Annotated in this window: 14 protein-coding genes; 8 read left to right on the top strand and 6 right to left on the bottom strand. The window is 47.1% G+C overall.

The features are described 5' to 3' along the window. Positions 1 to 98 precede the first annotated feature (98 nt). On the top strand, positions 99 to 947 hold the full coding sequence (locus tag AY607_RS11335; RefSeq protein WP_064095180.1) for a sulfurtransferase: 849 nt from the start codon (positions 99 to 101) through the stop codon (positions 945 to 947). Next, entirely contained in the window at positions 944 to 1795 is an 852-nt protein-coding gene (asd, locus tag AY607_RS11340; RefSeq protein ID WP_064095115.1) for an archaetidylserine decarboxylase, read from the top strand. The genes AY607_RS11335 and asd overlap by 4 nt, the downstream gene beginning before the upstream one ends. 123 nt (positions 1796 to 1918) lie before the next feature. On the opposite strand, the gene AY607_RS11345 is transcribed toward asd, so the two are convergent. After that, positions 1919 to 2533: an SPOR domain-containing protein gene (locus AY607_RS11345; protein ID WP_064102583.1), complete on the bottom strand. Its 615-nt coding sequence runs from the start codon at positions 2531 to 2533 to the stop codon at positions 1919 to 1921. Between the two features lie 178 nt (positions 2534 to 2711). Beyond that, the gene (gene argS, locus AY607_RS11350) at positions 2712 to 4502 is read right to left on the bottom strand and encodes an arginine--tRNA ligase (RefSeq protein ID WP_064102584.1); all 1791 of its coding nucleotides are present in this window, start codon (positions 4500 to 4502) and stop codon (positions 2712 to 2714) included. Positions 4503 to 4766: 264 nt separating this feature from the next. Between argS and AY607_RS11355 the strand changes: the two genes are divergently transcribed. Beyond that, a complete protein-coding gene (locus AY607_RS11355; protein WP_064095112.1) occupies positions 4767 to 5054 on the top strand; it encodes a DUF2798 domain-containing protein in 288 nt (95 codons plus the stop codon). A gap of 80 nt (positions 5055 to 5134) precedes the next feature. Here AY607_RS11355 and AY607_RS11360 read toward each other — a convergent pair whose 3' ends face one another. The 3 genes from AY607_RS11360 to AY607_RS11370 are packed head-to-tail and all read right to left on the bottom strand — an operon-like array spanning position 5135 to position 7586. Beyond that, on the bottom strand, positions 5135 to 6436 hold the full coding sequence (locus AY607_RS11360) for a DUF445 domain-containing protein (protein WP_064102585.1): 1302 nt from the start codon (positions 6434 to 6436) through the stop codon (positions 5135 to 5137). Positions 6437 to 6447: 11 nt separating this feature from the next. Then, a complete protein-coding gene (locus tag AY607_RS11365; RefSeq protein ID WP_064102586.1) occupies positions 6448 to 6996 on the bottom strand; it encodes a CC0125/CC1285 family lipoprotein in 549 nt (182 codons plus the stop codon). A 50-nt stretch (positions 6997 to 7046) separates the two neighbouring features. Next, a complete protein-coding gene (locus AY607_RS11370) occupies positions 7047 to 7586 on the bottom strand; it encodes a DUF924 family protein (RefSeq protein WP_064102587.1) in 540 nt (179 codons plus the stop codon). Between the two features lie 215 nt (positions 7587 to 7801). Here AY607_RS11370 and gshA point away from each other — a divergent pair, with 215 nt between their 5' ends. Further along, positions 7802 to 9379, top strand: a complete 1578-nt coding sequence (gene gshA / locus AY607_RS11375) for a glutamate--cysteine ligase (RefSeq protein WP_064102588.1) — start codon at positions 7802 to 7804, stop codon at positions 9377 to 9379. An 18-nt stretch (positions 9380 to 9397) separates the two neighbouring features. After that, the gene (locus AY607_RS11380; protein WP_064102589.1) at positions 9398 to 9925 is read left to right on the top strand and encodes a disulfide bond formation protein B; all 528 of its coding nucleotides are present in this window, start codon (positions 9398 to 9400) and stop codon (positions 9923 to 9925) included. Between the two features lie 53 nt (positions 9926 to 9978). Here the strand turns inward: AY607_RS11380 and AY607_RS11385 are convergent, their stop codons facing one another. Next, the gene (locus AY607_RS11385) at positions 9979 to 11310 is read right to left on the bottom strand and encodes a hypothetical protein (protein WP_064102652.1); all 1332 of its coding nucleotides are present in this window, start codon (positions 11308 to 11310) and stop codon (positions 9979 to 9981) included. Between the two features lie 246 nt (positions 11311 to 11556). Here AY607_RS11385 and AY607_RS11390 point away from each other — a divergent pair, with 246 nt between their 5' ends. From AY607_RS11390 to AY607_RS11400, 3 genes are read left to right on the top strand one after another with little or no spacing between them, the layout of a single operon-like run. After that, complete coding sequence (locus AY607_RS11390) at positions 11557 to 12150, top strand: YqiA/YcfP family alpha/beta fold hydrolase (RefSeq protein WP_064102590.1); 594 nt, start codon at positions 11557 to 11559, stop codon at positions 12148 to 12150. Between the two features lies 1 nt (position 12151). Beyond that, complete coding sequence (parE, locus tag AY607_RS11395; protein ID WP_064095105.1) at positions 12152 to 14032, top strand: DNA topoisomerase IV subunit B; 1881 nt, start codon at positions 12152 to 12154, stop codon at positions 14030 to 14032. Continuing rightward, on the top strand, positions 14032 to 14586 hold the full coding sequence (locus tag AY607_RS11400; RefSeq protein ID WP_064102591.1) for a DUF6714 family protein: 555 nt from the start codon (positions 14032 to 14034) through the stop codon (positions 14584 to 14586). The genes parE and AY607_RS11400 overlap by 1 nt, the downstream gene beginning before the upstream one ends. Positions 14587 to 14614 lie beyond the last annotated feature (28 nt).

Here is a 14614-nt window from a genome sequence, read left to right on the forward strand (position 1 = left end):
GCTAAAATTATGCTAAGGATCTTGATAAAAATATCATAATTGAAAAAATGAGCTGTGCTAAGATCAGATAGATTTGACCGTGACGACACCTGATAATGATGACAGCTTCAGCCTTGGATTTTGGCCTGCTGATTGAAGCAGAAGACCTGGTTCCGTATCTGGGACATGAGAAACTCAGAATTGTGGATTTAAGCCGGGCTTCGGTCTACGAGCAATTGCATATTCCACATGCCTTACATTTAAAGCCTAAACTTCTGGTGCGCCAGGAAGAAACGGCGATGGGACTGTTACCGGATACCGAAGGCTTACAGGCGCTCATCAATTATCTGAATATTTCTCCAGAACATCATGTCGTGGCTTATGATGATGAGGGCGGTGCATGGGCCGGACGTTTACTCTGGAACCTGCATTGTCTGGGCTTTGAAAATACCAGCTTACTCAATGGCGGGATTCATGCCTGGCTCGGTGCCAGTCTGCCTACTTCATCTGATCAGGAAACTGTTCAGCCGGTCGAGCATTTAGTTCAGGTGCAACTCGAGCATAAGGCCCAATTCCAGATTGGCTATGAGGAATTAAGACAACAGGTTGAAAATGAAAATATTCAGCTCTGGGATTGTCGTACAGAAGAAGAATATACCGGCCTGCGTCTGGCAGCGCGACGCGGTGGTCACATTCCAGGTGCACGTCATTTTGAGTGGAGTACTGCCCTTAACCGGCAAAATCATTTAAAATTACATCCTTTACCACGCACACAGCAGCGTCTGGAACAACTGGGTTTTGATTTGAATCAACCGGTTGTAGCGTATTGTCAGTCCCATCACCGTTCAGGTCTGGCTTATATTCTGGGCCGGTTATTGGGCTGGAATATCCGGGCCTATGATGGTGCGTGGAGTGAATGGGGCAACCGCCTCGATAGTCCAATCGCTACAGGAGAGGTGCCATCTTGAGCATCACATCGCGTCTAAAACAACAACTGTTTATCCAGGCCCAAAAAGTGGTGCCGCAGCATCGCCTGTCACGTGTGGTGGGAAAAATAGCAGCCAGTGAAAATCCGATTGTAAAAACAGCGGTCATTACAGCATTCAAGACCAAATACGGGATTGATATGTCGATTGCTGAGCAAACTAATGCACTGAAGTTTAATTCATTTAATGACTTCTTTACCCGTGGTCTGAGAACAGGTGTACGTGCGGTAGATGCGGATTCAACTGCAATTGTTTCTCCTGCGGATGGCGCGATTTCCCAACTGGGTAAAATTGAAAATGGCGATGTATTTCAGGCCAAAGGACAGAAGTTCACTGTTGAAAATCTGATTGCCGATCCGCAACTGGCCGAACCATTTAAAAATGGTGAATTCGCGACAGTGTATCTGTCACCACGTGACTATCACCGTGTACATATGCCATTTGCCGGAACACTGACTGAAACCCTGTATGTACCGGGTGAACTGTTCTCGGTTAACCAGACGACAGCAGAAAACATTCCGGGCCTGTTTGCCCGTAATGAACGTATGGTCTGCCTGTTTGATACAGAACTCGGCCGTATGGCAGTGGTATTGGTGGGTGCGATGATCGTCGCAGGGATTGAAACGGTTGCTACGGGTAAGGTGAAACCGTCTGGGCGTATCGAACTGAATCAGCATGATTTATTTCTAGAAAAAGGTGCAGAGCTGGGCCGTTTCTACCTCGGTTCAACCGCAATTATCCTGTTTGAAGAAAATAAAATGCATTGGGATGAAAAGTTTAAAGCCAATTCAACTGTATTGATGGGCGAAGCACTCGGGCATACGGTTTAAAAATTTTAGCTTCCCTTTTGAAAAAGGGGAAGGTTGCCTCTCCTTGTAGGAGATGAGCAGCACTGCTGCGCAAGGGAGAGGTTCAAAAAAAAGCGCCATCAGGCGCTTTTTTATTGTTAAGGTTTATCGTTTTACGACGATTGAATCGATTCCGCTATTTTGCAAGGTTTGCTGCGCGATGATCGCAGCTTCTGCTGAATCGTAAGGACCAGAAACCACGCGATACCAGACTTTGCCATTTTCCACACTGCGTACCACATCGGCAGATAAGCCATTAAGAATAATTTCTGCACGGCGAGCATCCGCCTGATCTGGGTCATCAAAACTGCGCACCTGCAGAATATAACTGGCCGGTGCGGCAACAGGAGCTTCACTGGCTTCCAGGCCAGGCTCAGTTGTGGTCGCCTCAGGTTCAGCCGCTTCAGGGCGGGGGGCTTCAACAATGACTACCGTATCCTGCTTTTTGTTTTCAGGAACTGCCTGTTCAGGAATTGGCGTCACTTGCTGCTGTGGTAACAGGTCATAAAAACGGTAATCTTTGTTGGTGTCTTCTTCTTGGACAGATTCACTGGTTTGAGTCTTCGGTTTGACTGGTTCCCATGGCTTCCAGAGCATGAGTGCCATCAAAAAACTTAACACGATTAAAATGATCACGAGTGTGCCGAGCCAGGTTGGAATAAGTGGCTTTTTAGGCTTATTCGGTCTTTCAGATACACCGCGCTGCGTTTTTCCAAACACTTGGGATTTTCCTCTTATTAATCGGGACATATAGAAAAGGCATAACAGCAGTTATGCCCCTACTATCATTTCATCCTATGTGATCAGGATCTAAAAGTCATCCTCTAGATCATAAATCACACAGAATTTTAATTTTTCTGTATCTTCAAGCATATAGCTAAAGTTACAAGATTCTTATTTACATGCTCTCAGGAGCAGACACACCTAAAAGCTCTAAACCATTACGTAATACCTGGCGAACATTCACAGATAACAATAAACGTGCCTGAGTCAACTCAGCATCATCACCCAGAACCTTATTGTCGTTGTACCAGCCATGGAACAGCGCAGCCAGTTCTTTCAGGTAATTGCCAATCTGATGTGGTTCATAACTGTTGGCAGCACGCACCACGATCTCTGGATACGCTGCCAGTTTTGCCAGGATTTCAGTTTCCGCTTCCAGCTCGAGTTTAGCTGCCAGACTGCGAGCGGTCGCTGTATCAAAGTTGACACCGATAGAGGCTGCCTTTTCTAACATACGGCAGATCCGGGCATGTGCATACTGGATGTAATACACTGCATTGTCCTTACTTTGTGACACGGCAAGATCCAGGTCAAAGTCGATGTGCTGTTCAGACTTGCGCATTACGTAGTAGAAACGTGCTGCATCATTACCGACTTCTTTACGCAGGTCACGCAAGGTCACGAACTGGCCTGAACGGGATGACATTTGTACCATCTCGCCACCGCGCCACAGGCTGACAAACTGAACTAAAAGTACAGTCAGTTTTTTCGAGTCATAACCCAGCGCATCAATGGCCGCTTTTACCCGGGAAATATAACCGTGGTGGTCTGAACCCCAGATATCAATAATATCGGTATAGCCACGTTGCAACTTGTTCAGGTGGTAGGCAATGTCAGACGCGAAGTAGGTGGTCTGGCCATTACGGCGTTTCACCACGCGGTCTTTTTCATCACCGAATTCAGTCGACTTGAACCAGATGTTGCCATCTTTTTCGTACAGGAAACCGCGCTGATCCAGAGTTTGTAAGGCTTCTTCAATTTTTTCAGTGAGAGAAGCTTCGCTGAACCACTGGTTGAAAGTCACTCCGAACTCACCCAGATCGTCTTTAATGTCATCCAGAATGGCTTTTAAAGCAGCCTGATGGAAAACACGGTAGCCTTCATTTAATAAGGTTTGTGAATTGAAGATCAGGCCATCGATATGCTTTTCTTTATCGCCAGAAACAACGACTTTATTGCCTTCAGCATCGGGCTCTGCAGCATATTGCACATCTTCCGGTACATCTTTATAAACATCTGCAACAGGGCGGACATAGGCATCACCATCCTGGTCAATAATGCTTTGCGCGATTTCTTTAACGTAGTTGCCCTGGTAAGCATTTTTCGGAAAGACCAGTTCCTGACCGGTTAATTCTAAGTAACGCAGGTAAGTAGAAGTCGCCAGAATATCCATCTGACGGCCAGCGTCATTGACATAGTATTCACGGTCGACTTTGGCACCGGTTGCTTCAAGCAGATTCGCCACCGTCATACCATATGCAGCACCACGACCATGACCCACGTGCAGGCTAGAGGTTGGATTGGCAGAGACGAACTCAACCTGGATACGTTTGCCGGCATTGACCTGGGTACGACCATACGTTGCCTGTTGGGCCTGAATTTGATCCAGAACAACAAAGCGCTGGTCGGCATTCAGAAAGAAGTTAATAAAACCGGGACCGGCAATTTCTGCCTTGCTGATATCTGCCACTTCAGGCAGGGCAGCAAGAATCTTTTCTGCTAAATCACGTGGCTTCATACCTGCAGCTTTCGACGCGATCATGGCAATATTCGACGCAAAGTCACCATGGCTTCGGTCTTTGGTACGCGTCAAATTACTTGTATTATTCCAGTCAGATGGGAGTACGCCTTGTGCCTGTAGAGTGTGCACTGCATGATCGAGAGCTGCTTGTATTGCCGTATTCATAATCAGTCGAAAATAGAGATCGCAGAAAAACAGCAAATATAGCAAATTTCCGGCTGTTTAGGTAAAAGCATTTATGGAGAAGAAAAACTATACAATTAACAGTCATAAATTTTCTAATTAAATCAATAGAGAATAACGGGATAAATCTCATGAAAATTGAATTAATATCAGGCAAAACTATCTAAATAAAAAAATCACTCAGCCAAGTCTGAAGATTTGGCTTATATTGTGGGTAGTCGAAGAACAAACAAAAAAAGAGGCAGTATGGCTTCACCACAACGTCCAACTATTATCGGGAACATTCCTAAACTCCCTGCAAAATGGGCACTGATTATTGTGCCTTTTATCCTGTCCTGCCTGATGAGTGGCATTATTTCCATGATCAATATGCTGCGTACCCTCGGCTGGACTGAAGGATTTATCGCGCTCTGGTTTCATAACTGGATGATTTCCTGGGCGATTGCTTTTCCAATTGTGGTGACTTTATTGCCGTTTGTACGCAGATTTACCGGGCTACTGGTAGATATGTCCGGACCTCAGCCACCCAAATGATCATTTTTAAATTTAATCGGGTGGGGAACAACTCTCTGACGACTTAAAAGCTGGGCTGTATGGGGCAAATAGCCTCACCTTTAAATTAAATGCTCCACTGCCGCCCGGATGATCCCGAGCACCAGACCGATACAGGCCCCAACTACCACGCCATTGACCCGGATCATATGCAGGTCACCACCGACCTCATTTTCAATCTTGTCAATCATTTCGCTTGAATCCCATTCGTGGATGCGCTCGCTGATAAAGCGGATGACTTTTTCACTGTACTGGTCGCTCAGGTCCACCGCGATTCCGCTGAGACGTTTATTCAGCAGCTCACGAACCGAGACATTCGAGATAATATTTTCTCCAACCTGCTGGATAGCAATCCTGAAATTTTCCGCAATACCCGAATCTGGTTTTTGCAAGTCTTCCTTGATTGCATCACATAAAATCACCACGGCACCACTGATAAAATTCAGCACTTGTGGACTATCCAGTAAGGCATCTTTGGTTTCATTCAGACGCTGGCTAGCTTCACTGTCATTATCCGACAGCTGCAACATCCAGTCATGTCCCATTTCCTCAATTTTAAGTCGCCATGGATGATCTGGATCGGCCAGCATGGCCTCAACCCGCTGAATGACAGAGTCGATACTGCGTTGCTGCACATCAATCCCGATCCAGCTGGCACCTTTGGCCAGTTTCCACACACCCATTTCCTTAAACAGGTTACGGGTCAGTTCCCGGGTCTGTTCGGGATGAGAGGTCATCCAGGCATGTACCACATCCAGTCCTCGCTGTAGCACATCCTGATGGAAATCATTGTCCAGTACTGCGCGTAGCATTTCACTGGCCAAGGTATTGATCTGGGTGTTTTTGACCCATTGCACGCTATTGCTCTGGATAAATCCGGCAATCTGTTCCTGCCCGACAAATTCAAAGATTTTCGGAGCCGTCTGCTGGATGACCTGAGTCACCTGGACATTGTTCTGTGGATTGGCCAGCCAGCGCCCCGCGGCCAGACTGAGGTCGGTACTCTCCAAGCTGCGCTGTACAATTTGTGGAGAAAGAAAATTTTCCTGGACAAAACGGCCCATCGATTCTGCAATCCGGGCCTTGTTGCGTGGAATAATTTCGGTGTGGTCACGTAAAAACTTGGGAATAGGCAGACGGCCAAAGGGATTGCGGAACAGAACCGTAATCGCATACCAGTCTGCCAGACCACCAACTACCCCTGCTTCTGCCGAAAGCATCAGGATCTGAAGCAGCCAGACATATTCCGGCAGCAGTTTGGCTGCCACCATCAATGCCAACCAGATCAGAACCGCAACCACCAGGGCAATGGTCGCGAAACGTTTACTTCGTTGTAGGCTCGGGGAAATACGCTCTGTCTGCATGAATCATCCTGTCAGGAGGGATTGGCCGGTTGCGGTTGCAGCACTGTACCAGATGGACTTAAACCATATTTAGCGCCAAGTGACTGTAAAATCAAGCGGGCATCAAAAGCATCTTGAGGTGCCTGATTGGCTTTGAAGCATTCAATGGTATAGGCCACCTGGGCAGGATCCAGAGTCACGGTATAAGGACGGTCATAGAATGGGTCAGGCCAGAAACCCGGATAACGGCGGTAATAACCAAATGGATAGTAGCTCGGTGCTGGATAAACCACGGCCTGCCGCGGCGGTTGGGTCCGGTTACTTGGATCATTGAGCACCCTGAAGAACTGAAAGCCATTCTGTACGGTGGTCTGGGCGGCTTTGAGCAGGGTAATTTCTTCCGCTGTACCAAAGCTCATATTGGGGCGTGCCTGAAAGCTGATGCGATAGGTATTGGCATTCAATGGCGTGGTGCTGTACTGGCCGAGCTGGTCAAAGGTCAAGGGTTTGGAAGGTGTGGTGGCACAGCCCGTCAGGCTAAGGGCAGCAATTACACCCAATCCCAGTAGTGTATTTTTCATGTTCGGTCTCCTGATGCAATGATCCAGTCCGGACAGCCTGTTAAAAAATCTTAAAAGCTGCTGTCGGGCTGGGTCAGGAAAATAAGTTCTTCATCGGTCGATTCACGGCCCAAGATTTGATTTCTGTGCGGGTAACGTCCAAAGCGGTCAATAATGACCTTGTGCTTTTTCTCGAATTCAAGATTGGTCGGATTACCCAGACGCTGGAACAGTTTCAAAGCGAATTCATGAATCAGTCTGGATTCACTGTGCATAAACGGCATATAAAGAAAGGCACGCTGTTCCGGACTGAGCTGTTGATCCAGGTTCAGGCTGATGGCTTCCTGAGCCAAAGCCAGTGCCAGACTGTCTTGGGCAAAAGCCTGGGGAGAATCCCGGAATAAATTTCGTGAAAATTGATCCAGAACAATAATTTCAGCCAGCCGGCCTTCTGCGGTTTTACGCCAGGCCCAGAGTTCAGCTTGGGTTGCCTGCCGATGGGTGCTCATGAACTGCTGTGCAATACTTTGGTCGAATTCATGACTCTGGCTAAACCATAATGGCTGGCTGTCCGCATGAAACCAGAAGTCTAAAATATCTTGATAATTCATAATATTTACAATTCATTAGCATCTATTTGTTAATAAAATCACAAATTATCCATGTCTTATAGAGGAAGTTTGTGTTAAATATTTGCCAAATTAAAAATCAAAGGTTTGCCTGAAAACTAGGCAGCCTGTCATATGCCGGCATGAAATCACGTTATACTGATTAAACTGATGATTTTAATTTATTTAATAGTTTAGCCCCCTTAAGCGAGATTGTAATGAGTCAACCTGAATCGACTTCCCTAAATGTGTTACCGACCTGGGTCGAGTCGTCACTCATCAAAGGCATGCTGCGTGGTATTGAGCGTGAAAGCTTACGCATGCAAAGTGATGGATTCCTGTCACAGGCAGCGCATCCTCGTGCCTTGGGTTCAGCCTTGACTCATCCCCATATCACGACGGACTATTCTGAAGCATTGATGGAGTTCATTACTCCGCCACAAGACAGTATTAAAAAAGCGCTGGATTATCTCAGTGATATTCATGCGATTGTGCATCGTCATCTGGAAAATGATGAAAAACTCTGGCCCTTGTCGATGCCGTGTATGCTGGACAGCAGTGATGACAGTATTCCGCTGGCACAGTATGGCAGCTCGAACATCGGCCTATTCAAGACCTTGTATCGTCATGGTCTAGGTGTGCGTTACGGCCGTCGTATGCAGACGATTTCAGGCGTGCACTATAATCTGTCTTTTCCGGATCATCTGTTCGAGGCCTTACAGCAGCAGGAACAGGACGAATCTCTCAAGGCATTAAGCTTGCAGGATTATCGCAGCCACCGCTATATGGGGCTGATCCGTAACTTTATCCGCCTGACCCCACTGGTCATGTTCCTGATCGGGGCCAGTCCGGCAGTCTGCCAGTGCTTTATGACCGGCCGTGACCATTTCTTGTTGCCATTGGTCAAAGGCACCCTATATTCTCCATATGCGACTGCACTGCGTATGGGGCGTTTCGGTTATCAGAACTCTGCGCAGAAACAGCTCGGTATTCACTACAATAATTTGCAGGACTATCTGGATGGACTGCAAAAAGCCGTCAAAACGCCCTATGAGCCGTTTAGCCGTTTAGGATTGGACGATGCAAATGGTCAGCCGATCCAGATCAATGACCATGTGCTGCAAATCGAAAATGAATATTACAGCTTGGTGCGCCCGAAACAGGTACCGCAAGCGGGCGAAACACCGTCCCAGGCCTTGGAAAATCGCGGGATTGCCTATATCGAGTTGCGTGCCGTCGATGTCAATCCTTATAGTCCGACTGGTATCAATGAAGATACAGCCGGTTTTCTTGAAGTACTGGCCCTGTACTGTCTATTGCAGGACAGTCCGGCACTACTCGGTGATGAACAGGACCTCATTGAGCAGAATCAGGCCGAGGTCGTCAACCGTGGTCGTGCGCCCAATGCGGCGATTATAGAAAATGGTCAATCTTATCTGATTGAAGACTGGTGTGGCATGCATTTGCAGCGCATGCTGCCCCTAGCCAAGCTACTTGATTCGACCTATGACATCACCGTGTATACCGATGCCCTCAAAACCATGATGCTCCGGGTCGATGAAGTTGATGCTACCCTGTCTGCCCTGGTGGTCGGGGATATACGTAAACAGGGCGGTATGTGGCATTTTGGCCAACATCTGGCACAGCAGCACAGCCTGGTCTATGAAGAACATCAGCTCAGTCCCGAAACACTGGCTTATTTTGAAGAAATGTCACAAAAGTCATTGCAGCAGCAACAGCAACTCGAGCAAGATAGCAGCATCAGTTTTGCTGATTATTTAGCCCAATATCGATAAAAAACAAGAGGATTCACCATGCAATGGGGTTATCGCTTCGTGAGTGGGGTGTTGTTTCTGGCTGCTGTCATCGGCATGGCATTTGCCCTATATCTTGAGCATGTACAAGGGCTTGCACCTTGTCCGCTCTGTGTGTTTCAACGTGTCGGATTAATTGGACTGGGGATTATCTCCCTCATCGCATGTCTGCATAACCCTGCATCCAATCTCATGAAACGGTTTTATGCCTTGCTGGGTTCGCTCAGTATTTTGTGGTCTGTGGGGGTGGCGGCGCGGCATGTCTGGCTGCAGAACCTGCCCCCAGATCAGGTGCCGAGCTGTGGTCCCGGTCTGGAATACTGGCTGGAAACCTTGCCGATGCAGTCTGTATTACAACAGGTGCTCAATGGTTCAGGGGAATGTGCCACGGTTGACTGGACCTTCTTGGGCCAATCCTTGCCTGTCTGGTCCTTGATCTTTTTCAGTATTTTACTGCTGGTCAGTGTATGGCAATTGCTGCGTAAATATAAAACCGTACCGGTTAAACGACTGAGAGACAAATATTAATTCAGTCAGTCACAAAAAAGCCCTTAATCGAGGGCTTTTTTATATGCTTGAGTTCAGGTCAGGGCAATGCCTTTCAGGCTGTCCAGGTCCATTATATATTCATGAATCTGATCAAAGGCTTCATCTTCTATACTTGGATAAAACCAGCGTACGATCTGTTCGGCCACCAGTGGATGATACTGAATTTCAAAATGGTTCAGGCCATAGAAAATAGCCTTATGTGCATCCGGGACTTTGAGCTGGAAACGAGGATTAGGGTGCTCGCCCAAAGCACTTTTCAAACTGACCAGATAATCGCCAATCATATGCAGGGTCTTGTTCTTGCGGTGTTCAAACTCGATGGTACCTGCAACCAGATAGGTATCGATATGAGAGGGAATCGGGGCAGGTTTGCGGTGATCATCCATAAGGCCGATCCGAAGCGGATTATGCTCCCAGTCATCATCACGAACGCTACCATGGCGTAAATCCAGAATCCCGTTACTGCGGATATTGACCAGATGGCCAATTAGCCGGATCAGTGGAAAATGTCCAAGTTTGTCCTGCAGGCTAAAGCCAAAACGTTCCAGTACCGCACCATGATGCGGTGAACCCAGACAAACCAGATTCTCCACCATGTTGACCCAGCCATACATATTTTGCTTGCCATAGAACAGTGCACTGCGTGAGACCAGTCCACCCATACTATGTCCAATCAGGTCAATACTGGTAATTCGCGGATTGCGGGTGACCAGTTCCTGTAAGGTATTTGCCAGACTGCGACCATTGGCAGAAATCCGGCGTCCGGTATTGTAGTTCAGGTAGAGCATGGTATTGCGGCTGCGCTGCGCCAGTAATTTTTCACCGATTCCTTCATATTTGCGATTTGACCAGTCTAAATGGTTCATGCACAGGCCATGTACAAACAGGGTAATACGGCCGCTCAGCTCACCTTTTTGCAGCGAGCCATAATGGTCATAGATCACCATCGGTAGGGCGAGAGGGTTTTGATATTTCAGCAGGTAGTCCCCGATAATGCCATTTAAGGCACTGACCAGGAAATGCAAGGAAGGGGTCAACGGTTTGTTGTGCAGTTTTGGAAACCGTTCAATGATCTGGCGCAAAGCGGGAGCAATCAGGGTATTGCCATAATGAAACAGCATGTCATAAGACATTTGGTAGAGCCGCACAATCGAAGGAATATTCTGAATTTTCTGTGAATTGTTTTCACTTAAACCAAAAATACTCATTAAAATTTCGCGTTGAAGACTTTTGACCAGCTCCTGGATCACATCATTAAAGCGCATCGTGACCAGCTGCGCCAGACCTTCCAGTACATCGGCCTGACTCGGCGGGGTTCGGTCCCAGCGACAATAGGTTTCATGTAACGGTGTCAAACTTGGCATCTGATCCTGTCCTTTCATTGAGCCGCGTGTAGTACTGTCTTTCTTTTTAAAGAACTTCGCGGTATAAATTCTTTTTCTTGTTGGGTTTCCAGATTTTTAAGAGCCTTCGATTAAAATAACGAGAATGAGAAAAGATTTTGAGCTTTTTTGTCAGACAATTTAAGCAATTAACAGGTTATAAAAAGTAGTGTACTTCACATTTTTAAATTAAATTTTGATGATTGATGGGTTTTTTGTTGATAGTTGATGAATATCATTTATTTGCATGGATTTAAGAGTAATTCGAACTCGATCAAGGGGAGATTGCTGCAACACTACTGTGCACAGTATCCAGAGATCCGGGTACATTTACCTGATTTAAACATGCCACCGAATGCTGCCATTGCACATGTGTCCGCGCTGATTGAGTCAATGCAAAAGGTCGCATTGCTGGGCAGCAGTCTCGGGGGATTTTATGCGACACATCTGGTCGCACAGCATGCTGTGCCTGCTGTACTGATCAATCCGGCAATGCGACCATGGCAACTGTTTCGTGAACTGTTTGATGAGCAGTTACCTTATCAGGTACATCCAAACTGGTGTCTGGATGAGGCAGATCTGACACAACTGCAACAATTGGCCCTGCCGGTTGCACAAGATGCAGACAAAATACTGGTTCTGCTGCAACAAGGTGATGAAGTTTTGGATTATCGTGAAGCACATCGTTATTATAGTGCTGCGCATCCCCCGGCTATGCTGATGACTGAAGCGCATGGCAGTCACGGGATGGATGATTTTGCGGAAAAAATTCCGTTCGTCTTACAGTTTTTATTGGACTGCATAAAAAAGGAAACCGAATAACGTGTCTCAATATACGGCTCAATCTCTCGAAGTTCTGTCTGGTCTGGACCCGGTCCGTCGTCGTCCGGGCATGTATACCGATACTTCTCGTCCCAACCATTTGGCCCAGGAAGTGATTGATAATGCTGTCGATGAGGCACTGGCAGGGCATGCCAATAAAATTACCGTCACGGTCTATAAAGATGGTTCTTTGTCAGTCGAAGACAATGGCCGTGGTATGCCGGTAGATATACACCCGGAATATGGCCAGAGCGGTATTGAAATCATCATGACCAAACTGCATGCCGGCGGCAAGTTCAGTACCGATAACTACCAGTTTTCCGGTGGCTTGCATGGCGTCGGGATCTCGGTGGTGAATGCACTGTCGACCCGTGTTGAAGTTGCGGTACGGCGTCAGGGTAACCTGTATAAAATGGCCTTTGAAAATGGCGAACCGGTTGCACCACTTGAAGTACTGGCAGGTAAGGCACCAAAACGGGTATCCGGGACAACAGTTCACTTCTGGCCAGAAGCTAAATATTTTGATTCGCCTAAATTTGCCTTAAAAGCGTTAAAACATAATCTCAAAGCCAAAGCTGTTCTGGCCGCAGGTTTACAGATCAATTATATTGATCAGATCAATGATGAAAAGATCACCTGGCAGTTTGAAAATGGTCTGGTTGACTATTTGATGGATGAGTTGGAAGACCGTGAAATTATTCCGGCACCAGCTTTTGTCGCCACAGGTGATGCAGAGCGCGCCAGCGCAGAATTTGCGATTTGCTGGAATGTTGAAGGTGGTGAAAGTGTTCAGGAATCTTATGTCAACCTGATTCCGACCGCGCAGGGCGGCACCCATGTGAATGGTTTGCGTTCAGGCGTGACTGATGCGATGCGCGAGTTCTGTGAACTGCGTAATTTGCTGCCGCGGAATATGAAACTCTCTGCCGAAGACGTCTGGGACGGCGTGAACTATATCCTGTCACTGAAATTCCAGGAGCCGCAGTTCTCAGGTCAGACCAAAGAACGTCTGTCGAGCCGTGAAGCAGTAGGGATTGTGCAGAATATTGCCAAAGATGCCTTTGCATTATGGTTGAACCAGAATTCTGACATTGCCATGCAACTGGCTGAAATGGCCATTTCCAAAGCCGGTCGCCGTCTGAAAGCGGCCAAGAAAGTTGAGCGTAAGAAGATTGTCGCGGGTCCAACTTTGCCGGGGAAACTGTCGGATTGTGTAGGCCATGATCTAGACCAGTCAGAATTGTTTATTGTGGAAGGGGATTCTGCGGGCGGTTCGGCCAAGCAGGCGCGTGACAAGAATTTTCAGGCGATCATGCCAATTCGTGGCAAGATTTTAAATACCTGGGAAGTCTCTTCTGATGAAGTACTGGCATCTCAGGAAGTACACAACATCGCGATTGCCATTGGCGTGGATCCGGGTTCAGATGATCTGTCTGAGCTGCGTTATGGCAAGATCTGTATTCTGGCCGATGCCGACTCGGATGGTCTGCATATTGCGACCCTGCTTTGCGCCCTGTTTGTGAAGCATTTCCCAACTCTGGTCGAAGAAGGGCATCTGTATGTCGCCATGCCGCCTTTATTCCGGATTGATGACAACAAAGATGTGCACTACGCTTTGGATGAAGACGAGCTGAACAGCATCCTGAAAAAATGCAAAACCAAGAATCCGCAAATTACCCGATTTAAGGGTCTGGGCGAGATGAATGCCAGCCAGTTGCGTGAAACTACACTTGATCCGAACACGCGCCGTCTGGTGCAGCTGGATCTGGATGATGCGCATTTTACCGCAGGTCTACTGGATAAACTCTTGGCAAAAAAACGTGCCAGTGACCGCAAAGACTGGCTGGAGCAAAAAGGTAATCTGGCAGATTTGGTGGTTTAATGCAGACCTATCCTTCACCTGCAGATATTCAGGAGATGAAGCAGTGTGGTTATGATCGTTCATTCATAGCCGATGCTGAAGAAACGCTCTATTTATGGCAGGCCATGAAGGATATTCAGACGCAAATTGAAAATGCATTTGCTGATGTTACTCTTGGTGATGGCATTGGCTTATGGCAAGCACAAGGCATGGATGATTATAAAAGCGCAGAAGAATGTCTGGCTTTGCGTCAGCGTGATGAAAAAGTAGATTGGTCCAAAATTCCTGTTCAGGATTTAAAAGACTGTCACAGCAGTTTAAGTTTCTTTGATGCAGAAGGTATGCGTTTTCATTTACCAGCGTTTCTGATTGCCGATCTGCGTGGTGAATGGCTCTTTCACCTGACTTTTTACTTGTGCAGACCAACTGAACAGATGCAACAGTTTCATTTATTGAATCAGGCACAGCGAGAAGCTGTTAAGGCTTATCTAAACTGGATTGCATCAGATCGGGATTTTTCTTTGAACCGCGATTTGATTCTTCAGGTCCTGAAACAAGGATATTGGTCTCATTAAGCTTAGTTTTTGCCCATAAAAAAATCCC

The sequence above is a fragment of the Acinetobacter sp. SFA genome, assembly GCF_001647535.1.
GTDB classification, from domain to species: Bacteria; Pseudomonadota; Gammaproteobacteria; order Pseudomonadales; family Moraxellaceae; genus Acinetobacter; species Acinetobacter pecorum.

Bases quoted from the DNA above. Each gene is read 5' to 3' on its own strand.
- AY607_RS11365 (WP_064102586.1), bottom strand. From the start codon at position 6,996: ATGAAAAATACACTACTGGGATTGGGTGTAATTGCTGCCCTTAGCCTG.
- AY607_RS11335 (WP_064095180.1), top strand. From the start codon at position 99: ATGACAGCTTCAGCCTTGGATTTTGGCCTGCTGATTGAAGCAGAAGAC.
- AY607_RS11385 (WP_064102652.1), bottom strand. From the start codon at position 11,310: ATGCCAAGTTTGACACCGTTACATGAAACCTATTGTCGCTGGGACCGA.
- AY607_RS11390 (WP_064102590.1), top strand. From the start codon at position 11,557: ATGAATATCATTTATTTGCATGGATTTAAGAGTAATTCGAACTCGATC.
- AY607_RS11400 (WP_064102591.1), top strand. From the start codon at position 14,032: ATGCAGACCTATCCTTCACCTGCAGATATTCAGGAGATGAAGCAGTGT.
- AY607_RS11360 (WP_064102585.1), bottom strand. From the start codon at position 6,436: ATGCAGACAGAGCGTATTTCCCCGAGCCTACAACGAAGTAAACGTTTC.
- gshA (WP_064102588.1), top strand. From the start codon at position 7,802: ATGAGTCAACCTGAATCGACTTCCCTAAATGTGTTACCGACCTGGGTC.
- argS (WP_064102584.1), bottom strand. From the start codon at position 4,502: ATGAATACGGCAATACAAGCAGCTCTCGATCATGCAGTGCACACTCTA.
- AY607_RS11380 (WP_064102589.1), top strand. From the start codon at position 9,398: ATGCAATGGGGTTATCGCTTCGTGAGTGGGGTGTTGTTTCTGGCTGCT.
- AY607_RS11355 (WP_064095112.1), top strand. From the start codon at position 4,767: ATGGCTTCACCACAACGTCCAACTATTATCGGGAACATTCCTAAACTC.
- AY607_RS11370 (WP_064102587.1), bottom strand. From the start codon at position 7,586: ATGAATTATCAAGATATTTTAGACTTCTGGTTTCATGCGGACAGCCAG.